Genomic DNA, 23,103 nt, shown 5'->3' with positions numbered 1-23,103 from the left:
AGTTTCGATTCAAACGCTTTTGATGTGGATCAAGCTTATCATAATATGATTCTTTTTTAAAGAAAAATTTCTTTAATTTGTATCGTAATACTTGTTAAAAACGCTGCTGCATTCAACACAAAAAACAACGATCTTCGTGATGCAGAACAACACCAGCCGGACTTATAAAAGAATGGGAGAAGCTAAGATTCATGGCTTTACGTCGACCTCTTTTTGCAATTCACGTGATTGATCTCATCCAAAAACACCTTGCCGAATTTCGGCAGCAAAGCCGCATAAAAGCCGGATCCTTGATAATTTCTGTTTTTGGCGATGCCGTCCTGCCGCGTGGCGGGCGGATCTGGCTAGGCAGCCTGATTGGTTTGCTGGAGCCTTTGGAGCTCAGTGACAGACTCATCCGAACTTCAATTTTTCGCCTCGTCAAGGACGAATGGATGTATTCGGAAGCGATAGGCCGTCGCGCGGATTACATGCTGACCCCCGCAGGGCAGCGTCGCTTTGAAGAAACAGCCCGCCATATCTACGCCTCTAACGCACCCATCTGGGATCGCCGCTGGCGCCTCATCCTGACCGTCGGAGAACTGGACACCAAGCAGCGCGAACGTTTGCGCCGCGCGTTCTTCTGGCAGGGTTTTGGCGTCGTCGGTTCAGATTGTTTTGTGCATCCAAGCACCGATCTGGCAACCGCTTTGGATGCGCTCATGACCGAGGGCATGAGTGATTTGTTGAAGCACTTGATGCCTTTGCTTGCCGCCGATGCGGGGTCGGACCTCTCGGCAAGTGACGCCGACATGGTGCAGCGCGCATGGAACCTGGAACAACTGGGCGCGTCTTATAGTGATTTCGTAGTCCGCTACAGCCCATTTTTAGAAAAACTGCGCCATGTTGCTAACAACGCGATTGATGACAAAAGCGCTTTTTTGATGCGCATACTGCTCATTCACGACTATCGCCGGCTGCTGTTACGCGACCCCGAGCTTCCCGACGTACTGCTTCCTGCAAATTGGCCCGGACAAAAAGCTCGCCTGCTGTGCAAGGAACTCTACCGGCGCTTGCTCGCGCCCTCCGAGCGTCACATTGATCTGCACATGAAACTGGCCAACGGTACAACACCAGGTGCACTTCCGATGTTGGCCGAACGTTTCCAAAATGAAGACCCGCTGTCTTCACCGGTCTAACGTCCGCATTGATTGATTGATTGATTGATTGATTGATTGATTGATTGATTGATTGATTCATGCCTGCTTGTCAGGCCGCAGCCATTGAAACCCTCAGTTGCAGAGACGCTATTGCAGCGACGATACCGGACTGATCCGGGTTGCTCAACCATATATGCTTGCGGCCTTTTCACTTTGAATTATCACTTTACAAGCAAGGGAAAACCCTGTTGACAAGATATAAAGTGATACGAAATTTCATTTTTTAATTTTTTTTTGTATCACTTCAATTGACAAATTGATTGCTGCATTTCAGAATCGGCGGCCACGGGCATGTTGCCTCTTGCCAAACCGATAAGGAAAAAATGCTCAAGCAATCGTTCAGCTACCGGAGTTTTCCCCAAACAGGACGGCCTGCGTAATGCTCGCCCAATTCCTGCAATTCCTTTTTTCTGGCATGACCGTCGGCGCGACCTATGCCCTGGCTGCTCTGGGCTTTACGCTGATCTACAACGCCAGCAACGTCATCAACTTTGCACAGGGTGAATTCATCATGCTCGGCGGCATGCTGGCGGTGTTCTTCGCCCAGGCCGGATTGCCACTGCCCGTCGCACTGATGCTGGCCATTCTGGTGCCGGCCATCGTCGGCGTGGTACTGGAAAAGCTGGCCATCGAGCCGGTCAAGGGTGCCGAAACGGTTACCCTGATCATCATCACCATCGGCGCGTCCCTGGTCATTCGCGGCCTGATTCAGGTTTGGCTGGGCAAAGGCACGCACAGCCTGCCAGCATTCTCAGGGGATGTCCCGATTGAAATCCTGGGCGCCACCCTGATGCCGCAAAGCCTCTGGGTGCTGGGCGTCACCGCTCTGGTTGTGGTGGCGCTTTGGTACTTCTTCAGCCGCACGCTGCACGGCAAGGCCATGCTGGCCACGTCGTTTAACCGCCTGGCGGCAGAGCTGGTTGGCATCAACACCAGCTGGGTGCTCTTCATGAGCTTTGCCATGTCGGCAGCCCTGGGTGCGATCGGCGGCATTTTGGTCACCCCCATTACGTTGACCTCTTACGACGTGGGCATCATGCTCGGCCTCAAAGGCTTCGTTGCCGCAGTCGTCGGCGGCCTAGGCAATGGCCTGGGCGCCGTGCTTGGCGGCCTGCTCGTTGGCATCCTGGAGGCGATGGGCGCGGGCTACATCTCCTCGGCCTACAAAGATGCGATTCCATTTGTGCTCATCTTGTTCATGCTGTTCTTCATGCCGCGTGGCCTGTTTGGCGGCAAATCAACGGACCGGGTGTAAGCATGAAAAAGAACGCTTATGTCGGTCTCTACATCGTTATCGCCATTCTGCTGGTGCTGCCCTTCGTGCTGCCCAATAGTTTCTATGTGGATCTGGCGATTCGCATGGCCATTAACGCCGTGATTGTCCTGGGCCTGAACCTGCTGATCGGCTTTGCCGGCCAGATCAGCATGGGGCACGCCGGCTTCCTGGGGATCGGGGCCTACGCTTCTGCCGTGCTGCCAACCCACTTCGGCTGGCATCCGCTGCTCGCCATGGGGGCCGGTGCTGTTGCCACTGGCCTGCTGGCTGCGCTGGTAGCCCGGCCGATCTTCAAATTGAAGGGTCACTATCTGGCCATGGCTACCCTGGGTTTGGGCATCATCATCAACATTGTGCTGCGCACGGAGGCGGCCTTGACCGGCGGCCCGGACGGCATGCCAGTACCCGCGTTGGGCTTGCTGGGCTTTGAGTTGTCCAGCGACAAGCACTGGTATTGGGTTGTTGCCCTGCTGCTCTCGGTCAGTGTCTGGGCCTCGCTCAACCTGATCGACTCGCCATTTGGCCGCGCCCTGCGGGCTTTGCATGGCTCGGAAGTCGCTTCCCAGGTTGCCGGGGTCGATGTGGTGCGCTACAAGGTGTCAATCTTTGTCATCTCCGCGGTCTTTGCCAGCCTGATGGGCAGCGTCACGGCGCATTACGTGGGCTTTGTAACGCCCAACTTCGCCGACTTCTTCCATTCCATTGAACTGGTCACCATGGTGGTGATTGGCGGCATGGCCTCGGTCTATGGCTCCCTGGTCGGCGCCGTGCTGCTGACCGCACTGCCGCAGGCGCTGGCTACTTTTGAAGGCTGGGAAACCGTCGCTTTCGGCACCATCCTGATGATTTGCATGATCTTCATGCCCCGCGGCCTGGTGCCCACGCTGGCAGCTAAATTTGGCAAGGGAGCCTGAGCATGGCACTCCTTGAAGTCAAGCAACTCTCCATCCAGTTCGGTGGTGTCAAGGCGGTGCAAAACGTCAGTTTCAGCATCGAGCCTGGCATCGTCTATGCCGTCATCGGCCCCAACGGCGCGGGCAAGACCACCCTGTTCAACCTGATCACCGGGGTTTATACCCCCACCAGTGGCTCCATCTTGCTGGACGGTGAATCCATCGGTGGCAAACCACCCAATGAATTGGCCAGGCGCGGCGTTGCCCGCACGTTTCAGAACCTGCAGATCTGCATGAACATGAGCGCCCTGGAGAACGTGATGGTGGGCGCCCACCTGCGGCTGGACCGCAATCCGCTCAAGGCGGCGCTGCGTTTTCCATCCATCAAGCGGCGTGACGCTGAACTGCGCGAAGAGTCCGCGGAGCTGATGCGCTTTGTGGGCCTGGAGAAATACATCGAAGCTCGCGCTGACAGCATGCCTTACGGGGCACTGAAACGGCTGGAAATTGCCCGGGCGTTGGCGTTGAAGCCACGCATCATCTTTCTGGATGAGCCCGCAGCGGGTCTGAACCCGAAGGAAACCATTGAAGTCGATGAACTCGTGCGCAAGGTGGCCGATTCTGGCGTCACCGTGGTGCTGGTGGAGCACGACATGAAGATGGTCATGAACCTCTCCGACCGAATCCTGGTGCTCGACTACGGCAAGAAGCTGACTGAGGGCACGGGCGACGAAGTTCGCAAAAATCCCGATGTGATCGCCGCCTACCTCGGCACGCACGCCTAAAAGAAGAAGCACAGCATGCAATCACTACGCATCATCAGCGAAGACCACAGCAATATGTGGCGCCTGGCCACCACCATCGACCATGTCGCAGAGGAAATCGAGGGCGGCGCAAAGGTCGATCCGGCCTTTTTCGACTCGGTCTTTGATTACATCGAGCAGTTTGTCGATCGTTATCACCACCCCAAGGAAGACGACCATCTGTTTCGCCTGCTGCGTCTGCGCACCACCAAGGCTGCTGGCATTCTGGACCCCTTGCAGGAGGAGCATCGCGATGGACCGCAACAACTCAAGGCCCTGCGCGCCTGTGTAGTGCAAGCCTCTCAGGGCGAGCTGGCTGCCCCCGAGTTTGTTGCCGCTTTGCGGACCTACACGGCCGGGCTTAAAAACCATATGCGCCAGGAAGAAAAGTTGGTGATGCCCTTGGCCCGTGAGGTATTGACCGCCGACGATTGGGCCGAGATTGACCGCGCCTTCCTCGATAACGATGACCCACTGTTTGGCGACAAAGCCAAAGCGGAGTTTCGTGAACTGTTTCACCGCATCGCCAGTCTGGCCCCGGAGTCGATTGGACTGGGCGGGCACACAGCGGGCAAGTTGCAGCCGGATGCAGCGCCGGTCAAGGCAGATGTCTTGCTGCGCGTCATTAACATGGAGAGTTGCTATGGCCGCATCAAGGCCCTGAAGGGCATTAGCCTGGAAGTGCGGCGCGGCGAAACCGTTGCCCTGGTGGGGGCCAATGGCGCGGGCAAGACCACCTTCCTGCGCACCTTGTCGGGCGTGCAGCCAATGAGCGCGGGCAGCATTCATTTTGACGAGGAAGACATCAGCCGGCTGCGCTCGGACATGCGCATGCGCCGGGGCATCTGCCAGAGTCCGGAGGGTCGCCAGGTGTTCGGGCCGCTGTCGATTGACGACAACTTGCGCCTGGGAGCCTACACGCAGCCCAGGAATCAAGTCGAAGGCGATCTGGAAAAGGTCTTCGCCATGTTCCCCATCCTCAAGGAAAAGCGAAAGTTGCCTGCAGGCACCTTGTCCGGTGGCCAGCAGCAGATGCTGGCGATCGGCCGCGCCTTGATGGGGCGGCCCAAGATGCTTCTGCTCGACGAGCCATCCATGGGCCTGGCGCCGCTGCTGGTGGAGGAGGTCTTCAACGTCGTCAAGATGCTCAAGGCCCAGGGCATGACCATTTTGCTGGTCGAGCAAAACGCATTCGCCGCGCTGGCCATTGCCGACCGCGGCTATGTGCTGGAAACCGGCAACGTCACCCTGACCGGCACCGGCCAGGAACTCATTCGCAATGAACAGGTGCGCGCCGCGTACTTGGGTATGTAGTATTTCCTGGAAAATCATGCAAGCTGCCTGAAGACTCCGGCTTGAGGGGAAATGCGAATACGTTGCAATGGCCGGACACAGCAGTGAAGATGGATCCTGGTAGGTCAACTGGCAACGAAAGAAGCATACTGATGATCAATCGCGTAACCTCAAAAAGCGAGCCGGCCATTGGCACGGACAGCGCCAATATTTTGAAACTTGAGGGCGACGTGATTCTCCGGGTCGTAATTCATGATCAACCCGCCCAAATCGATATTTTGCAACTTTTCCAACCCAGTCTTCACTGTATTTCCATTGATCGTCGGGCCAGCGCGCCGCATTCCCTCGACCAGTATTTTTGCCGCGATATAGCCCTCAAATGACAGACTGCTAAAGTTGGCATCCTTGGGAGCGAATCGTCGCATATCCTCCTGGTATTCCTTCAAAAGCGCTGACGCACCGACGAATGGGTTGGGTACGATCTGGGAAATACCCACCCCTTGCACGTTATTTGCTCCGGCAAACTGCACGAGCAATGAAGACTCGGTATAAGACAGCGCGTAAACGGATGAAGTGTCTTTCGCCTCTCGAAGACCCTTCACGAAAGCTCCAGTCGCATCGACAGGCAAAAATACGATAGTCGCGCTAGGCTTTGCATTTCTTATGGCAGCCAGAGCAGGGCCGACCCTGCTCGTGCCTACCTCAACTGTTGCTTTGACGATGACATCTATTTTTCGCTTACTGGCTTCCCGCTCTACCAGTTTTGCGGCCTCGATACCAGTAGGTGCTGACCAGTGAACAATGCCAATCTTCTGTATCCCTAAAGTCGCAATGTGCTCCACAATCCTGGTAATTTCAGCACTGTCCCCAACGCCGACATGGAACGTGTAGGGACGGACTGGATCGCCCGGTTTATACGCAGAAGGAATAGTACCGAGGATAGGTATGCCCTGCTTTTCAGGGAAAGACTGCTGCAGCAATGCAGAAATGCTCTCTGGCCCGATGGGATAGAGAAACGCGACGGGTTTTTCTTCTCGGGCCACTTCCTCAAAAAGCGCTACCGTGACTTTGGGATTCATTTTGTCATCCCGAGCCACGAACCTGATTTTGGAGCCGTTGACTCCCCCTTTGGCATTCACGGAGGCAAACAATACGGAAGCGCCTAAATGAGTTTGTACCCCATACGGTCCGATCGGCCCCGAAAAAGCCGCTACCTGGGCGACGACAATTTCGGCCGCGTGGACGTAGCTCAGCAGTAAAATCGGAAAGATCAGCGTTAGGTGCAGAACGATCCGTTTGAGAAAAAACATGATGTCGGACTTTCTATTTGAACGATCTCTATACAACAGTGCTTTGATGCATTTCACACTTGCGTAACATCAAGAACTCCGGCGTGCTCAATGAGGTATTTGGTTACTGAGGATCAATAACGTCTTGAAATCCTGCAATATCCATGTCGCTCCACCACCTTGCTGCTAATCCGCATGAGCACTTAATTTTTAAGGCTCGGAGTCCACGAAGTAATGCGACAGACAAGTTGGGTAAATAGTCAGAGCAGGAGCACCGTGCATTTGAGCTATGGTGCCGATTGATGAAACTGCTCCGTGGACCTTAATAAATACAAAGGGACACGAAGAGCTCGAGCATCGCCACCCACAGGTCAAAATCGGTACGACAACCCTGCATGTATCAACAAGGGATCCACACGTGCTGAAGCGAAAGCGGGTGCACCTCCAAACGCTGGCACCGTGCCGGTTACCGTGGTCTTCACATACACCTTCTTGACATCAATGAAGAGCCCAACACCTCCACCAAGATCAAGGTCTGCTCCAATCTGCAAAGCACTGCCAAACGCGTTCTTGACTTTGAAATTTGATACACCCGCGTCTTCAGTCGAGAACACGATAAGATAAGCCGCGCCTGCACCTACATAGGGTTGGAATGATCCAAACTTACCAAGGCGATATGTCGCAGTCAATATGGCTGGGCCATACTTGAGTGCACCGGCAGCGCCTAGTGGCGACAAAGTGCCAGTTCCTGTAACTGTAGACTTCAGAGGAACACCGACGGTCAGACGTCCCGTCCAGCTTGGCGTCACGTCATAGCCGACTTCCACGCCCAATGTTGTCCCGTCTCCAGCAGACAAGCTACTTCCTGGAATCGGTGTCCCTTGGGGGGACTCAGCCGTTGTTTTTACGTTCAGCCCCACTGCGACTGCTCCCACATGCACAGACCATGGCGAGATCTGCGCCAAAGCGGGTCCACCGCAAACGCCAATCATGGCCACAAGGGCCCAATGCAATCTGGTTGTTTTCATATTGTCTGTCTCCGAAGTTTATAAAAAGGAGCCGGATCTCCTCAACTGACTAAATCACATAACTAAAGCAGTATCCGGACTGCTTACAAAGCACTTTCAATCATCTTCAATACGTCAAAAGCAGCACCGTTAAGGGGTCGCTTCGGTTAACGCTGAGGAGGGAGAGAGATAAATGAACACAACTCCCGGCACCTCAAGTTCACCGACAACAAGCTCAGTCCTAAGCATTGGTGAGGTAAACCGGAACTTGCAACAGATTTTTGGACTCTTTGCATACATCAACACCAGCCAGCACTGCGTTCAACGGTGACCAGAGTCAATACATGAGAGCTTGAACAAGTCATTGTTTCGCTTGCTCGCGTTGACGATAAAAGTGCTTGTCACTCTTTTTGAAATGCCTTGCGCGCCATCCATATCAGGCCAGCCATGCTCAACACGCCAAAGAAATAGGCGGGCGCCAGCGCGAGGAAGCTTTCAAGGGTACCGGGTCCAAAGTGATTCGCGCCAAAGGTGAGTCCGCGGTTCTGGGAAAAGTTCGCGAAGAAATAGAACATGGTGTTGGCCCAGCCTGTGCCGACAATGATCCAGCCCAGTAGTGCCTGAGTGCGCTGCGTGAATCCCAGACCTGGAAGAATCAGGGCCACCGTAAAAACCATGAGCGCATTCATGGGGGTTCCGCGATGGGCCTTCGCCCAACCTTCCGGCGTGCCTGGTATGGAGAACTGAGTCACCGTACCAGGAATGAACTCGAAGCCACCGACCAGCGACATCCAAAGTCCCAAGCCTGCAACCAGAGCCATGAACAGTATCAGGATGCCATTCCCGATCATGAGACGCTGCAGTCTCGTGAATCGGATAGAGGATTCGGTGGTATCCGTCGTGCTGGAGAGCGTATTGAGCCTCTCATTGTTTGTCAAACGCCCTGAACCCAGTGTGTTCTCTTCTGCCATGCTGTTGCTCCTTAATTAGGATATAAACTCAATCCAAGACGAAAATCGACTTCGTTTCGGTGTACACCTTGCCATTGCGCCGCGCCCGACCCCCACTTCTGGGCTCGGAAGAAATGCTTTCCTTTCGGGACGACAGCGCACCGTTTCGGTTTAAATCGGTTAACGAGGAGCCCTATCGCCAATCGCAATTTGTTGAAAATCACCTCCGTGGAAGAGCAACGGGCAGCGCTCAAAAGTGCTGAACTTTTCCACCTTGCCGACGAAGATCAAGTGATCCCCGCCTTCGTAAACATGGGCCAGGCTGCACTCGAAATGCGCAAGCGCATCGGCGAGCAGAGGGATGCCATGGGTGCTCAGGTCCGAATCTACGCCAACGAATTTGTCCTTGACTGGCGTTGCGAACTGGCGTGCGATGCCTTGCTGATCCGCGCTCAGTATGTTGATGGCGAAATGCGGAGCGTCACAAAATACCTGCAGGTTGGGCGAATGTTTCACTAGGCTCCACAAAATCAGCGGTGGATCGAGCGATAGCGACGAGAACGAGTTGACGGTCAGTCCCACCAAGTGCCCCTCCGCGGCTCGTGTGGTCACCACGGTCACGCCGGTGGCAAACTTCCCAAAGGCAGACCGCATTTCGCGCGGATCAATCTTGGACTGGGCTTCATGTGAAGCTGTTGCATTGTTAGTACTCATGGCTTAATTCTTTCCGTGTTAAGCAGTCAGTTCCATTTCGGATGCTTTGAGCGCAATGAATTTCTCACATTCTTTTGCATCCAACCACCAAGGAAAGAGCGATGGCGGATGGTTAAAGCCATTGACAATCGCGTGTGCAACTGACGGAAGTTGTCCGGCCGCTCCCAGCAGGTTAAGAACATGCGGTTCCGGCGGACGCAGCATTGCGGCGCTCCAGCTCACCACATAATCGGCATAGTTCCAGAACTGCTCGAAGGTTTGCTGCATCCACTCTTGCGTCGGTTGTTGCTCTCCAAGTGCAAGGATGGAATGCAAATACGAAGTTGCACATTTGGCCGCATTATTGGATCCTTGCCCGTTGATCGGGTCACCGACGACAACGACATCAGCCATACCCAATATGAAGCGACCCGAGGGTAGCCGCACAACCGGCTTGCGTACGGTCGGCGTGACGCGACCACTGAGGAATCCATTGTCATCGGTCAACTGTGCGTTGCGGCAACGCTCAGCGCCCCACGGCACATAGGTTTTCAGCAGCGACATGGTCTTTTCTAGGTGCTGCTCGGGTGTCTTCACGTCGCCCCAGCAATCCAGTGGGCCGCCGGGAATCCCAAAGAAGGTCATGATTTCGCATGGGCCAGTGGTGGTGAGTCCAGGAAACATAACCCATTCACCAATTCCAGGAATCGCGGTGAAGGTGATGCCAGGCAGCGGTGAGCGAGGCTCCACGCCCGTAACATAGGTGAGGGCCAGCGCGCGCTGTGGACTAGCGAACACCGAACGCACCTCATCGCGCTCGAACAATTTGACAATATCGCCTTTACCGGCGGCGATAACCACCAAATCGTAGGTCTGGCTATATTCCTCCAACTCTTCCACCCCGGCATCCTTGATCACGAGGTTACCGCCCCGGCGTTCAAACTCAGCCATCCATGCTGGCATCTTCACGCGCTGGTCAACCGACTGGGCAAAGCCATCCAGCGGTGCGACCCAATCAATTAATTTCGTACCGATTTCTTCTGGATTGGTCACCGTGACACCGAATCCATCAATGGGTGGACAGTCTGTATCCCACCAGTTGAGCCCGAGTTCACGCTCTGTCTGCAATGATGCATCGAACATACACTGACTGGACATTACCTTGCCGGTCCGGATCTGTTCTGCCGTGCGATTTGAAATGACGGTTACTTCATAGCCGCGGCCGAGCAGTGCTAATGCAAGCTGCAAACCGGACTGACCGGCACCAACGATTGCGATTGATTTCATTACTTGTCTCCTAGGGGTTATTGATAAGGGGGTGCGAGTGAGTCGAAAATTCTGCGTTCTTGCTTCAGTGACGTGTTGCGCAAGTCAATGGCGCAGTGTTCATGGCAGCAATACGGTGATCACCTTCTCTTCGGTGTAGGCAAGCACACCGGACAATCCACATTCCCTGCCGATACCGCTGGCCTTGAAGCCGCCCCAGGGCAAATGGGGGTCAATTGGAGCCCAGCAGTTGATGCCAACTGCACCTGCTCTCACAGCCTGCGCCACTTTATGGCCACGGCCGATGTTTTGCGTCCATACCGTGGCACCCAAACCGTAGTCGCTGTCATTGGCCAGTGCTATCGCCTCCTCGTCGGTATCAAACGGAATCACCACGCCCACGGGACCGAATATTTCTTCTCGTGCGATCGTCATACTGTTATTGACGTTGGCAAACACGGTCGGCTTAACGAAAAATCCTGTTCCGCGCTCTGATACGCCGCCAGCCAAGACCTGCGCACCTTCCTGAATGCCTTGCTCGATGTAGCGGTTTACCCTCTCGTACTGCGCTTTGTTGGCGACTGCCCCCATACTGACGCCAGGCTTTGATGGATCACCTACCTGGATGGACGAGGCAATATCTGCCAGCGCACGGGCTAACTGGTCGGCAATGGAGCGATGCGCCAGGATGCGGGTGCCTGCGGCACAGATTTCACCTTGATTGAAAAACAGACCCATTGCACAGCCTTGAATCGCTTGATCCATGACCGCGTCCTCGAAAACGATCTGCGGGCTTTTGCCGCCCAGCTCCAGCGACAAACGTTTGAACAGCGACCCCGCAGTGCGCTGGATTTCGCGGCCAACTTCCGGGCTTCCCGTGAAGGTGATCTTGTCCACGCCAGGATGCGTACACAGCGCCTTACCGACGACTTCTCCATAGCCAGTTACGACGTTCACTACACCATCAGGAATGCCCGCCTCCTTGCACAGCACAGCCAGGTGCAATGCCGACAATGGTGCTTCTTCAGAAGGTTTGATCACCAGCGTACAACCTGCGGCCAAGGCTGGACCAACCTTCCAGCAAGTAATCATCAGCGGCGTGTTCCAGGGCACGATAGCGCCTACGACACCGATCGGTTCGTGCTGTGTGTACGACAGGGTCTTGATGCCCATGTAGCCGGGTGTAGGAATCGTGCGGCCCTCAATCTTGTCGGCCCATCCACCGCTTGTGCGGAGCGTTCCGATCACATTGGGCAGATCCAGCAAACGCGGTTCAATCGGCGGACGGCCAATGCACATCGCGTCCATGTCGGCCAGCATATTGGCATCGCGTTCAACAAGGTCAGCCAGCTTGTTGATCAGGATGCCTCGCTGTACCCCGCTCATCTTGCTCCACTCACCACCGTCAATCTGGGTGCGAGCGGCCTTGACTGCGGCGTCAACGTCGGCAACCGTTCCACAGGCAACGTTAGCGTAGGTTTGTTCCGTAACAGGACTGATCAATGGAATCGTCGCGCCGTCGGATGCGGCGCGGGATTGGCCTTGGATAAAGTGAAGCAGTTCAGTGCTCATGGAAACTCCAGCATTGATATAAGAAGCGAAGGCGGTTATGTGACCGCAGCGAATCTTCAGTGTCGAGTGAATCAACTACTGCCTCAATAGCGTGAGCACGCGATAGGGTTTTCGCTATGTCGTAAAGCGCGATGCGCCGGCGCTCTGGTTCACAGTCAGTGGCATGCGCGGCGTCAGCGAGGGTTCGACAAGCTGCCGTGGTACCGCCGTATCCCGTGCTACGCTCATCAGTTCGTGAATCAGCTTGGCAGTTGACGACACGCCCAGCTTGCGGCGAATACTGCGCAGCTGATGATCGATAGTGGACGGGGAGCGCGCCAACTGGCGTGCGATTTCCTTGTAGCTTAGACCCGCCACCACCAGTTGGGAAACGCGCTGCTCTGCCGGCGTCAGGGCGGACGCACCAAGGCACTCCAATGCGGGTACGGAAAAATCGTTTTCATCAAGGTTAATCAGATGCAAACGATGCAGGCCAGCGAACACCGGGCCAACAACCTCGCGTGCCACAGTGTCGATCATCCAACACTCTGAGTCCGTCCAAGCGCCAGCTTCGAGGGTTGCATCGCAACACAATAACCCTACTTCGCGTGGGCCATCACGCAGGGCCACGGCCACCTTGCTCCGCGTGCCGGCGACAAGCAGCGAAGCTCTGGTATGTGGGCACAAGCGGCCATCGCGCTCGATGTCAGAAAACTTGACCGCACGTTCCGAGGCCCACACGATGGAGATGGCAGAATCCTGTGTATCCATTGCAAGGCCTATCACGCTGCGCATGCCGCAGCCATCGCGCACTCGCTCAAACTTCGGCCGATAATTCGCTTCGCTGCTGGTGCCAAAACCAACATCGACGCGTTGAGCGCGGGTGCGAGTCAATAGCCATTTGGTAAGCACCTCCCAGCAGGCTTGCGGGTCGTCGAGATAGAGGAGCATCTCTGCTGCGAGTTCTCGCCCACTGGTCAGTTGACGGTGACCTAACAGCCGGTCACGTAGCGTGCGTTGTTGGCGAAACAGTTCATCAATATCATCGAATACGGGCTTTTTCCTCGCGTACGGTGGATCGCTCTCTCTGAAACTGGCCTGTCCGGCATCAAACATTGGGACTGACTTCATGATTTGTCTCCTTATGGTTTCCCCCACTTGCGACAGTTGACTTAAAGTCATAGGCTATTGAAAGGACATAAAATATTCCTGACTCAATGGCATCAATCACAGTCGATATGCGTGGTAACGGAGCCTTGAATAAACCATGCCAGAACAGTAATTACGTCAGCTCTGTCCTTGGTCTATTGCCGCTGGGTGTATTTAACAAATGGTCTTCGTGAAACGTATGCAGTTGAGTGCAATCCTCTTGTATTTCCATAAACACACATCGCAACCCCTGTGTCAAGCGGTCAAGTTCGAGGGTGCAACTCAATATCCCAACACCATTGCTATACCGGTTTCGTGCTCCAGAACGCACCGATTCTGTGGTTCACGCGTGATCTGGCTCGACAGCACCGGGGGTGCGCGCTTGATCTCGAAAACCAATGGCATCATTGTCCCGATGTGTAGTTTTCGCGCTAACCAGAAAACGCAGCCGCTATCCCGAAAGCGAAACTATCGAAGCCCTGCCATGAACAAGCGTTGCGCAAGCGCGCAGAGAAGTAAAGGAAAGTGAGCGTCATGACCGACACCACGCGGCTGACAAACTGTTTGTCCGGTCCTCCGTTGTTTCACATTGAAGACGACGTTGAAGAGACGAGCAGCAAGGTCGGTCAGATCTTCAGGCCGCATCGACTCGGGGTCGTCGGCACGCATCAGCGGCTTAGTGCGGAAATGAACCACACCTCGATCGGTCGCATTTCCTTAAGCCGCTTGCGCTACCGCGCGGACGTCACCATCAGTTCAGATCCTCTCGACACGTTCCTTCTGGTGATGATGCCGCTGCACGGTTCAGCAGAGATCAGGTACGGAAAGCAATGCATACAGTCGACGCCCGGCTTGGCATCGGTTGTTGGACCCGCAGCGTCTTTATCGATGCGTTGGCAAGCAGAGTGCCATCAATTAATCGTGCGCATTGATCGCGAAGCAATAGAGATGACATGTGCCGCGCATCTCGGCCATGAGCTATCGCGCCCACTTGAATTCGACCTCGGTATGAATCTGAGCGAAACCCGCACGACGAGTCTGCAAAGCGTGGTCGAATTTCTCACTTCTACCAATCCATTCGTTCAGAGCGCAAGCGAATTCCCGTTGATGGTTGCTCAAACCGAGCAATTGCTTATCTGTGCGCTGTTAAGCGGGCAGCCACACAACTATCGAGACGAGTTGTTGCGCCCCTCACCGATCATTGCACCATACTATGTCAAGAGGTGCGAGGACTACATCTTTGCCCATGCAAACGAGCCGATCACCATTGAGGATTTGGCGAGGCATACAGGCATGAGTGTACGGAGCCTCCAGACTGGGTTCCAACGCTACCGCAATACGCGTCCCATGGTGTTTCTCAAGGATGTTCGTCTGCAACATGTACATGATGAACTCTTGTGCGCCAAGTTGCAGAATAGACCGGAGACCGTGACCCGTGTGGCGTTAGCGTGGGGTTTCAGTCATCTCGGTCACTTCACGAGAGCATACGCGGCCAAGTTCAAGGAATTACCATCACAAACCTTGCGGCAATAATTACAGATAGTTTGATAAAAAACCCCGCCGGTGAAATTCAGGTATTGGAGAATGAGAAGTGAGCAAAAGAAAAGATGGGCAACCGTGGGGCAAGTACACGCTGGAATTCAAGCTGAAGGCGGTGCGACTGGCCAAAGGGGGACAAGCGCATTTCGTTATACACAACTCCCTGCCGCCTGAAGTTCGCGTGAGAACTTGACACCAGCGGCAAAGTCCAGGATGCGCTGCATACCCAGCCAGATGGTTTTCACGCCCGGTTCGCCATCGCCCGTGCGCGCCAGAAAGCCCCCCAGCCGGGCCACCAGGCGCACCACCTCGTTGAGCGTGGGCGGCGTGTCCGGTGGGCGCTTTTTGTTCAGAATGTAGGCGGCCTGCCATTCGTCGGCCTCGAACATGAGCTGCGCGTTCAAGTCCGGGCAGCTGCGCCCCAGGCGCATGAGGCACGCGATGCGCCAGGCCACCACCATATACAGCACCAGCGCGCGCATCCACGTTCTTGATCGGCACAAAGCGCATGTTGGGCCGGCCTACTGCCTCGCAGATGGCCTCGGCGTCAGCGGCATCGTTCTTGTTGGACTTGACATACGGCTTGACGAACTGCGGCGCCATCAGGCGGACCGTGTGGCCCATCGCCTGGAGCTTGCGCGCCCAGTGATGCGCGCTGCCACAGGCTTCCATTCCAATCAGGCACGGCGGGAGGTTCACAAAGAACGTGGCCATCTGATCTCGACGAAGCTGCTTCTTCACGAGTACCTTGCCATGCTCATCAATTCCGTGGACCTGAAAGACGTTTTTTGCCAGGTCAATGCCAAAAGTCGTAAGCTTCATGGTGGATGCCCCTTCTCAGTTCAAGTGGTTGATCAACGTCTCCACTTTGGCACAACGATGCCGTTATGGGTGGGGGCGTTCATCCCATTGCTTACGTTCTTCAACCGGCTGGGCGAAATCCGCGACCGCAGTTTTGAGCAGCAGCGCTACCGGGCCAGCGGCCTCAACCTGGTGACGGCGGCCGTCGTTTTGTGGAATACGGTCTATCTGGAGCGCGCAGCGAACGCGCTATGTGGCAATGGTCAAGGCGTCGATGACGCGCTGTTGCAGTACCTGTCGCCGCTCGGCTGGGAGCACATCAACCTAACCGGCGATTACCTCTGGCGCAGCAGCGCCAAGATCGGCCCGGGCAAGTTCAGGCCGTTACGACCGCTGCAACCGGCTTAGCGAATGAAAGGGGCATCCCCCTGGTTCCGGGTTTTACCGCGTTGTGCCGTTCAGCCGCCTGGTGCCACGATGGGAAGCGCAAACTTTTCATCCACTCACCGCAAGGGGAAAGACCATGAGCATCGTCTTTGTTGGCATTGACCTGGCCAAGAATGTGTTTGCCGTCCACGGCGTCAACGAAGCAGGCAAGCCTGCGCTGGTCAAGCCGTCCGTGGCTCGCAGCAAGCTGCTGGAGTTGGTGGCCTCGCTGCCAACCTGCACCATTGGCCTGGAGGCCTGCTCGGGCGCCCACCACTGGGCGCGCCAGTTCACGGCCCACGGCCACACCGTGCGGCTGATGGCGCCCAAGTTCGTCGCGCCCTACCGCCTTTCCGGCAAGCAGGGCAAGAACGACGCGGCCGATGCCGCCGCCATTTGCGAGGCCGTGCAGTGCGTATTCCGGTGAACGTGACCGCTGATTCCGGCAACGTGACCGGCATTCCGGCGAACGTGACCGGGGGTCGGTGTTGCGCGTTTTGATTTTATGCCGGCCCGCTTTCCCGGCTGTTTTGCCCTTCTGTGGAATTGAATTTTTTGAACGAATAGGCCCCTGCCAGGCCGCCGGAGGCCCCCTGGCCGTGGGGGCCTACTTGTCGGCGATCCCTTTTGCGGGCGGGTTTTTTTTACGCAGCGATTCGCCCGTGAGCGTGAAGCGGTGATGGTTTTGCATGAGCCGATCAAGCATGGCATCGGCCACAGTTTGGTCACCTATCCACTCGTGCCAGTGCTCAATGGGCAACTGGCTGGTAATGACGGTGGCGCGCTGGCTGGCCCGGTCGTCAATGATCTCCAGCAGATCGGCCCGGGTTTGACTGTCCATGGCGGCCATGCCCCAGTCGTCGAGCAGCAAGACGTCCGTGTTTTTGAGCGTGTCCAGCCAGCGCGTAAAGGTGCCGTTGGCGTGGCGAATGCGCAGTTCCTCGCCCAAGCGGGGAACCCGCAGGTACAGCGCACTGTGGCCACGCCGGCAGGCATGCTGGGCCAGCGCGCACGCCAGCCAGGACTTGCCCGCGCCGGTGGCTCCGGTGATCAGCACGGCGTGCCCCCCCTGTGTCAGACTAGTTGTCGCCTCCGATTTTCCGCGGGTTATCCGCAGCGCAAGCGACATTTCATGCACAGAAAACCTCATTCCCATCACTCCACCGAATTCAAGGAGCAGGCACTGCTCAAAGCCCGCCATCGCGGCGCGCGTTCAATTCTGAGCCTTGCCAGCGAGCTGAACATGTCTGCCGGCACCCTCAAGCGATGGGTGCTGGACTCGGCCAAGGCCGGCGAACAGGCACTCGGGGAGACAAGCCCTGCGCTGGACGGCCCGGCTGCATCTTGGTCGCCATCGCAGCGCCTGAGGGCTCTGCAGGAAAGCTACGCATTCAATGGCCCGGCACTGGCGGCGTGGTGCCGCGAGCGTGGTGTGTTCGAGCACCAGTTGGTGCAGTGGCGCGAAGAGTTTTGCACCCCGGTCGCGCCCGCCTCGCGCGAGGCAACGGGTGCCTTTCGAGAACTCCAGCGTCAGCACGAGCAGCTCCAGCGTGAATTGCGGCGCAAGGAAAAAGCGCTGGCCGAGGTAGCCGCCTTGCTGGTGTTGCAAAAAAACTTCCAGGCGCTGCTGGAGGGCGCGGACAAATGACGTCCGTCCAGCAGCGCCAAAAGTTGCTCGGCCTGATCGGCAAGGCCTGCGCCGACGGGGCGCGCTTGAAGCCGGCTTGCCATCAAATCGGGCTGTCCTGCCGTAGCGTGCAGCGCTGGCAGCGCACGCAGGCGGCCGAGGGCGACCAGCGTCCTTCGGGCAAGCGGCGCTATGTGTGCCCGCCCAACAAGCTGCGCGAGGACGAGCGCCAGGCGGTGATGGCCACGCTCAACAGCGAAGCGTTCAAGGACTTGCCGCCGAGCCAAGTCGTGCCTCGCCTGGCCGACCGCGGCGTCTATGTGGCCTCGGAGTCCACGATGTACCGAATACTTCGACAGCAGGGCCAACTGGGCCATCGACGCTCGGAGCGCGCAGCGCAAAAGCGAAGCCGGCCGCGCGCCCTTGCCGCCACCGGAGCCGATCAGGTGTTCTGCTGGGATATCACGTATCTGCCCACTCAGGTGCGCGGCCAGCACTTTTACCTGTACCTGTTCGAGGATTTGTTCAGCCGCAAGATCGTGGGCTGGCAGGTGTTTGACTGCGAGAGCGCCGAGCTGGCCAGCCAGTTGCTGCGTGACATCTGTGAGAGCCAGGGCATTCGCCCGGGCCAGCTGACGGTGCATTCGGACAACGGCTCGCCCATGAAGGGCGAGACCATGCTGGCGGCCATGCAGCGCCTGGGCGTGGCGCACACGCGCAGCCGTCCGTCCGTGAGCAATGACAATCCGTACGTCGAATCAGCGTTCAGAACGCTGAAGTACCGCCCCGAACTGCCTGTCAAGCCGTTCGAGAACCTGCTGGCCGCAAGGCGCTGGGTCACCGAGCTGGCCCATTGGTACAACCACGAGCATCGCCACAGCGCCATTGGCTTCGTGACACCGGCGCAGCGCCATGCCGGCCTGGACCGGGCACTGCTTGAGCAGCGCGCGCTCGTCTATGAACAGGCCCGCCAGGAAAATCCTCAGCGCTGGTCAGGGCAGCCTCGCCAGTGGGCGCATGTCGATGTCGTGCACCTCAACCCAGAAACCAAGCAACAAACCAAGGAGCCTGAATCCAAGCAAAAAACAGCCTGACTCACTTCACTTCAGGCGACAACTTCCTTGACAGCCACCGTGACTGCCGCTGTCGCAGCGCCGCAGTCAACCTCTGTATCGGCCGATCCGCTTCGTTTCAGTCCATTCTCCATAGTCAGTAGCGCGAGTCCATGTCGTAATTCGCCATACATGCTCCATAGGCCCACCCAGGTGTTCAATCAACTGTTGGGCCTACATCCATTTCCACCAGCCCGCACCCAGCGGGCTTTTTTACGCCTGTTGCGCCTTGCCCAATTGCATAAGTACCAATTTGGGACTATACTTTCTATATGCACGTAGTCGCTAATTCAAACCTGACCGCTTTCTACCAAGACCCGGCCTACCGGGACGCCGAGGCTGCCCTGACGGCCTGGCACGATGAGGCGAAGAAAGCGAAGTGGACAATGCCCGCCGACGTGAAGGCCCGGTACGCCAACGCAAGCATCATTGCAAACAATCGCGTGGTGTTCAACATCAAGGGCAATGACTATCGCTTGATCGTTGCCGTGGCCTACAAGATGCAGTATGTTTTCATCAAATTCATCGGCACGCACAAGCAGTACGATGCGGTCGATGCCGCGACCGTTGACCAGTTCAAGTAAAGGAGCCCGACCATGGAAGTGAAAGCGATCCGCACCGATGCCAACTACCGCGACGCGCTGCGCGAGGTGTCCGCACTCATTGACCTTGATCCCGACCGCGAATCGCCGGAGGGTGAGCGCCTTGAGGTGATTGGCACGTTGGTGCAGGCCTACGAAGCGGAGCACTACCCCATCGATCCGCCAGACCCCATCGAGGCAATCCGCTTTCGCATGGATCAGTCAGGCATGGGCGTAAAAGACCTGGTGCCCTTCATCGGGCCGCTCAACCGCGTCTATGAAGTGCTCGCGCGCAAGCGCCCGCTCACCCTGCACATGATCCGGCGTATTCATAAAGGCATGGGCATCCCGGCTGAGGTGCTGATCGGTCAGGCAGAAGAAGAAATGTTGGCCGCCTGAACTTGCCAATTCCTCGAACGGTCTAACATGGCAGTTGGGGCAGACGCCCAACAATGCTGCGCTGCTTTGCGGCGCCTTCTTTTCTTAATTGCCAGTTACATCAGCATTCGTTCAGACAAGTAAATTTAACCCTTGAATTGGGGTCAATATTGCGCAAAAACCACCCATAGCGACAATTTCAGCCGATCGAACTGCAAGCAATTCTGGCCCTTGATGGCGGTTTCAAGCAACTTTGACCCGTGATAGCGCACGGGTCTGGGTGCGCAAAGGCCAGACCACACGGTTTCGCCGCTGTTGGGGGCGTTTTATGCCGCCTGAAAGGCCTTCGATGGGTTCGGTCAAAAGTAGGGCCAGATTTACTTGCAAACTGGGGTCAAATTTAGTTGCATGAACGGAAAATGAACGATTTTCTTCTCCCTTTTTAAGACACACCCCTAAGATAAGGCGCAAAACCTACGGGCTTCCTTTTGCTGTGCTCCTCCTCCCCACCCCCGCTTGAGGCGAGAGAGGAAGATTCGAGCAGGGGTTCAGGAGGTATTGGGGGAAATGGCTGGTTGTAAAGGTAGCCTGTACGTGTCCTGTTTGAGAAACTGGCACTTGTCCCTACCAAAATCACGCTCATCAATGGCCGATGCGACACAAGCGGCCAAGCTCACGCTCGTGATTTACATGAGCGTCAGCGGCGCGCATCCAGCAGGAGTCCCTCGCCGGCCTACCGGCCTCCACGCCCGTGGCGGTGGTTCAGCGCACCAGCCTGCCCGACCAGCGCCACGCGGTGACCACCCTGGGCGAACTTAACGCCACCATAGCGCGTGAGCAGTTCGCCAGCCCCGCGGTCATCATCGTCGGCGACATTATCGGCGGCGTGGCCCCTATTGCTCCGGCCCTGTAAAGTCTTAACTTTCCACACAAACTTCCCTCAGTAAGATGACAAAATAGTAGTGACTTCAAAGGGCCGAATCAATAAGCAGGCGATTCTGGGGTCGCAGCAGGCTGCCTGAACGGCGGTCGCAAGGCGGACCGTGATGGTTGCTGGGAAGCGCCGTTTCTGCCAAGGCCTTGTTGATCTCGGCGTTCAGCCGCGCAATCATCGCCGCTGGGGTACCGGCGGGCGCCATGGCCAAACCCAGGGCGCTGGTCAGTTAGCGCACGGGAGCTCGGCAATCGATTGCTTGACCGGGGCGCTCGGTGACCCCTGTGATGGGCTCTCTTCAGCAGAAATACAAACGCACTGCGCGGGACTTGAGTAACATTGAGGCTGTCATTTGGCTGACAACCAGTCCAATGATGCTCCCTTTCAGCGGAGGTAACGTCGTGCGGCTCACAAGAATATCGTTCAGGTCGCCCCTGCTGTGCGTCGCCAGCCTGCTCTCGTGGTCACTGGCCTGCGCGCAACCGTGCGTTGACAGCCTACTCGCGTTGTCGCTGGCCTGCGCGCACCCTACCGGCGTGGTCGGCATCGTCGAAGGCGGCGCCACGCTGATCCGCCAGATCACGCGCTACACGCTCGCCGAGGGCGTGGCGTTGAATGAGCAGGACATCATCGAGACAGCACCCGGTGCTTTCGTCCAGATCGAACTTCCCGCAGGGGTCCTTGTCGGTGTCGGTGAATCGACCAGGCTGATGTTGCGGCCTCGCGTTGGCAAGGGGCTGACGCCGCAGCCGCTGTATCTGCTCCAGGGCTGGCTCAAGACCAGCAGCGGCGGGGCCTTCAGTTACGCAAGCCCTGCCTTCGAGATCGCGACGCAGGCAGCCACCATCGTCGTCTACACGACAGGCACGCAATACGAGGTGTTCCTGGAAAGCGGCGCCGCCAAGCTGACGCCGCGCGATGGTGGGCGCACCGTCGCGCAACTGGCCAGCGGTGACTTCGCACAAAGGCGTGAAGGGGCCGCACCGACGGTCGCGCGACGTGCCGCGCCTGAGTTCCTGGCCAAGGTGCCACGCCAGTTCCGGGACCGGCTGCCCGCGCGCGGCGAGCAGTTCGCCAAGCGCAACGTCCAACCCAAGGCGCTAGGCGAGATTGCTTACACCGATGTGGCCGCCTGGCTGCGCACCGAGCCGGCGCTTCGCCTGCCGCTGCTGCCGTTGTGGCGGCCACGCGCAGCCGACCTGACCTTCCGCGCGGCGGCCAAGGCCGGTCTAGCGCAGCACCCCGAATGGGAACCCTATGCAGACCCCGAGGGTTATGCGCGCCGCATCGCAGAAGAGGCTGAGCGCCGGCGCGCACGGGAGGCCACACGCCAGGCCGTCCGCGCCGCCGCCGCGGCGGCCACCAATGCCGGCAGGGGTAAACCATAGTGAACCGCCGCGCGTCTTGCCGCAACCTAGCGACTGCTGACAGCCAGAACTGGAGAACCTTTCATGCGCCTTCTACTTAAGTTCAATCTGATCTTCTTAGTTGTCTTCGTCGCCGGTGTGATCGGTGCCGGCAAGGTTTCCTATGACCTACTGCAAAGCAACGCCAAGCAGGAAGTGCTCGACCACGCGCGCCTGACGATGGAAAAGGCGGTGGCGATACGCACTTACACCAACGACCAAATCCGCCCGCTGCTTGAAACGCAGATGAAGTACACCTTCCTGCCCCAGACGATACCGGCCTATGCCGCCACCGAAGTGCTGGCGACGCTGGCCAAAAGCTTCCCCGACTTCCACTACAAGGAAGCGACCCTAAATCCGACCAACCCGCGCGATCGGGCGGTCGACTGGGAAGCCGACATCGTGAATCGTTTTCGCAGCCAGGCCGACCAGAAGGAGTTCGTTGGCGAGCGCGAGTCGGGTACCGGGCGGACGCTCTACATCGCGCGCCCGTTGCGCATCACGAACGCCGCCTGCCTGCAATGCCACAGCACGGTCGAGGCGGCGCCGCGCACGCTGATCGACAAATACGGTCAGGCCAATGGTTTCGGCTGGCAGATGAATGAAGTGGTCGGCGCGCAGGTGGTGTCGGTGCCCATGGTGGTGCCGCTAGCGCGCGCCGGGCAGGCTTTCAAGGTCTTCATGGCTTCGCTCATAGGCATTTTCGTAGCCATCGGCATTGTGTTGAACCTAATGCTCTACCTGCTCGTGATCCGACCGGTGACGGCCCTGTCAAAGCTGGCCAACCGCGTCAGCCTGGGCGAGCTCGATGTCCCGGAATTCGCGACGCATGGGCGTGACGAAATCGGGACGCTAGCGCATTCGTTTACGCGCATGCGTCACAGCCTCGATCAGGCCATAAAAATGCTCGACGCCTAAGCTTTCATCACG

The 23,103-nt window shown here is 57.2% G+C and carries 19 protein-coding genes and 6 pseudogenes; 15 read left to right on the top strand and 10 right to left on the bottom strand.

Features of this window, described 5'->3' with window-relative positions; all coding sequences use genetic code 11:
• Positions 1-191: 191 nt before the first annotated feature.
• From paaX to ABLV49_RS22945, 5 genes are all read left to right on the top strand, one after another.
• On the top strand, positions 192-1,178 hold the full coding sequence (gene paaX / locus ABLV49_RS22965; protein WP_349282687.1) for a phenylacetic acid degradation operon negative regulatory protein PaaX: 987 nt from the start codon (positions 192-194) through the stop codon (positions 1,176-1,178).
• Between the two features lie 400 nt (positions 1,179-1,578).
• Entirely contained in the window at positions 1,579-2,454 is an 876-nt protein-coding gene (locus tag ABLV49_RS22960) for a branched-chain amino acid ABC transporter permease (protein WP_349282686.1), read from the top strand.
• Positions 2,455-2,456: 2 nt separating this feature from the next.
• Entirely contained in the window at positions 2,457-3,389 is a 933-nt protein-coding gene (locus ABLV49_RS22955) for a branched-chain amino acid ABC transporter permease (protein ID WP_349278652.1), read from the top strand.
• Positions 3,390-3,391: 2 nt separating this feature from the next.
• Positions 3,392-4,153, top strand: coding sequence for an ABC transporter ATP-binding protein (locus tag ABLV49_RS22950; protein WP_349278650.1), 762 nt, complete (start codon positions 3,392-3,394; stop codon positions 4,151-4,153).
• Positions 4,154-4,168: 15 nt separating this feature from the next.
• Positions 4,169-5,485: an ATP-binding cassette domain-containing protein gene (locus tag ABLV49_RS22945; RefSeq protein ID WP_349282684.1), complete on the top strand. Its 1,317-nt coding sequence runs from the start codon at positions 4,169-4,171 to the stop codon at positions 5,483-5,485.
• A gap of 149 nt (positions 5,486-5,634) precedes the next feature.
• Here ABLV49_RS22945 and ABLV49_RS22940 read toward each other — a convergent pair whose 3' ends face one another.
• The 7 genes from ABLV49_RS22940 to ABLV49_RS22910 all read right to left on the bottom strand — a co-directional run bounded on the left by ABLV49_RS22940 (position 5,635) and on the right by ABLV49_RS22910 (position 13,351).
• Complete coding sequence (locus tag ABLV49_RS22940) at positions 5,635-6,774, bottom strand: ABC transporter substrate-binding protein (protein WP_349282682.1); 1,140 nt, start codon at positions 6,772-6,774, stop codon at positions 5,635-5,637.
• A gap of 350 nt (positions 6,775-7,124) precedes the next feature.
• Positions 7,125-7,781 carry an OmpW/AlkL family protein gene (locus tag ABLV49_RS22935; protein ID WP_349282680.1) on the bottom strand — a complete coding sequence of 219 codons (657 nt, stop codon included), beginning with the start codon at positions 7,779-7,781 and terminating at the stop codon, positions 7,125-7,127.
• A gap of 380 nt (positions 7,782-8,161) precedes the next feature.
• Entirely contained in the window at positions 8,162-8,731 is a 570-nt protein-coding gene (gene styC / locus ABLV49_RS22930; protein ID WP_349282678.1) for a styrene-oxide isomerase StyC, read from the bottom strand.
• Between the two features lie 159 nt (positions 8,732-8,890).
• Positions 8,891-9,424, bottom strand: a complete 534-nt coding sequence (locus ABLV49_RS22925; protein WP_349282677.1) for a flavin reductase family protein — start codon at positions 9,422-9,424, stop codon at positions 8,891-8,893.
• Positions 9,425-9,442: 18 nt separating this feature from the next.
• On the bottom strand, positions 9,443-10,690 hold the full coding sequence (locus tag ABLV49_RS22920; protein ID WP_349282676.1) for a styrene monooxygenase/indole monooxygenase family protein: 1,248 nt from the start codon (positions 10,688-10,690) through the stop codon (positions 9,443-9,445).
• A gap of 99 nt (positions 10,691-10,789) precedes the next feature.
• Positions 10,790-12,241, bottom strand: a complete 1,452-nt coding sequence (locus tag ABLV49_RS22915) for an aldehyde dehydrogenase family protein (RefSeq protein ID WP_349282674.1) — start codon at positions 12,239-12,241, stop codon at positions 10,790-10,792.
• A gap of 114 nt (positions 12,242-12,355) precedes the next feature.
• A complete protein-coding gene (locus tag ABLV49_RS22910) occupies positions 12,356-13,351 on the bottom strand; it encodes a helix-turn-helix transcriptional regulator (RefSeq protein WP_349282672.1) in 996 nt (331 codons plus the stop codon).
• A gap of 552 nt (positions 13,352-13,903) precedes the next feature.
• On the opposite strand from ABLV49_RS22910, the gene ABLV49_RS22905 reads away from it, so the two are divergent.
• Positions 13,904-14,902 (top strand): AraC family transcriptional regulator, encoded by a 999-nt coding sequence (locus ABLV49_RS22905; RefSeq protein ID WP_349282670.1) that lies wholly within the window; start codon positions 13,904-13,906, stop codon positions 14,900-14,902.
• A 155-nt stretch (positions 14,903-15,057) separates the two neighbouring features.
• Here ABLV49_RS22905 and ABLV49_RS22900 read toward each other — a convergent pair.
• Both ABLV49_RS22900 and ABLV49_RS22895 read right to left on the bottom strand, forming a co-directional pair.
• A pseudogene (locus ABLV49_RS22900) lies at positions 15,058-15,387 on the bottom strand (IS4 family transposase); the annotation flags it as partial.
• A pseudogene (locus tag ABLV49_RS22895) lies at positions 15,380-15,730 on the bottom strand (IS110 family transposase); the annotation flags it as partial. The pseudogenes ABLV49_RS22900 and ABLV49_RS22895, both read right to left, overlap by 8 nt.
• A 96-nt stretch (positions 15,731-15,826) precedes the next feature.
• Between ABLV49_RS22895 and ABLV49_RS22890 the strand changes: the two are divergent.
• Both ABLV49_RS22890 and ABLV49_RS22885 read left to right on the top strand, forming a co-directional pair.
• Positions 15,827-16,117, top strand: a pseudogene (locus ABLV49_RS22890) (Tn3 family transposase); the annotation flags it as partial.
• A gap of 115 nt (positions 16,118-16,232) precedes the next feature.
• A pseudogene (locus ABLV49_RS22885) lies at positions 16,233-16,544 on the top strand (IS110 family transposase); the annotation flags it as partial.
• A gap of 198 nt (positions 16,545-16,742) precedes the next feature.
• On the opposite strand, the pseudogene ABLV49_RS22880 reads toward ABLV49_RS22885, so the two are convergent.
• Positions 16,743-17,219: pseudogene (locus tag ABLV49_RS22880) on the bottom strand (ATP-binding protein); the annotation flags it as partial.
• Positions 17,220-17,267: 48 nt separating this feature from the next.
• Here ABLV49_RS22880 and ABLV49_RS22875 point away from each other — a divergent pair.
• The 7 genes and pseudogenes from ABLV49_RS22875 to ABLV49_RS22845 all read left to right on the top strand — a co-directional run bounded on the left by ABLV49_RS22875 (position 17,268) and on the right by ABLV49_RS22845 (position 23,091).
• The gene (locus tag ABLV49_RS22875) at positions 17,268-17,783 is read left to right on the top strand and encodes a transposase (RefSeq protein WP_349279284.1); all 516 of its coding nucleotides are present in this window, start codon (positions 17,268-17,270) and stop codon (positions 17,781-17,783) included.
• Positions 17,780-18,856: an IS3 family transposase gene (locus ABLV49_RS22870; RefSeq protein WP_349276567.1), complete on the top strand. Its 1,077-nt coding sequence runs from the start codon at positions 17,780-17,782 to the stop codon at positions 18,854-18,856. Before ABLV49_RS22875 ends, ABLV49_RS22870 begins: the two co-directional genes overlap by 4 nt.
• 290 nt (positions 18,857-19,146) lie before the next feature.
• Positions 19,147-19,458, top strand: a complete 312-nt coding sequence (locus tag ABLV49_RS22865; protein WP_349282668.1) for a type II toxin-antitoxin system HigB family toxin — start codon at positions 19,147-19,149, stop codon at positions 19,456-19,458.
• A 12-nt stretch (positions 19,459-19,470) separates the two neighbouring features.
• Positions 19,471-19,854 carry a helix-turn-helix domain-containing protein gene (locus tag ABLV49_RS22860; protein WP_349282666.1) on the top strand — a complete coding sequence of 128 codons (384 nt, stop codon included), beginning with the start codon at positions 19,471-19,473 and terminating at the stop codon, positions 19,852-19,854.
• A gap of 642 nt (positions 19,855-20,496) precedes the next feature.
• Positions 20,497-20,746 (top strand): annotated as a pseudogene (locus ABLV49_RS22855) (uroporphyrinogen-III C-methyltransferase); the annotation flags it as partial.
• Between the two features lie 392 nt (positions 20,747-21,138).
• Positions 21,139-22,155, top strand: coding sequence for a hypothetical protein (locus ABLV49_RS22850; RefSeq protein ID WP_349282664.1), 1,017 nt, complete (start codon positions 21,139-21,141; stop codon positions 22,153-22,155).
• A 63-nt stretch (positions 22,156-22,218) separates the two neighbouring features.
• Positions 22,219-23,091, top strand: a complete 873-nt coding sequence (locus ABLV49_RS22845; protein ID WP_349282662.1) for a Tll0287-like domain-containing protein — start codon at positions 22,219-22,221, stop codon at positions 23,089-23,091.
• Positions 23,092-23,103 lie beyond the last annotated feature (12 nt).

Source organism: Polaromonas hydrogenivorans, assembly GCF_040105105.1.
Lineage (GTDB): Bacteria > Pseudomonadota > Gammaproteobacteria > Burkholderiales > Burkholderiaceae_C > Polaromonas > Polaromonas hydrogenivorans.
This window is presented reverse-complemented; position numbering and strand designations above follow the sequence as displayed.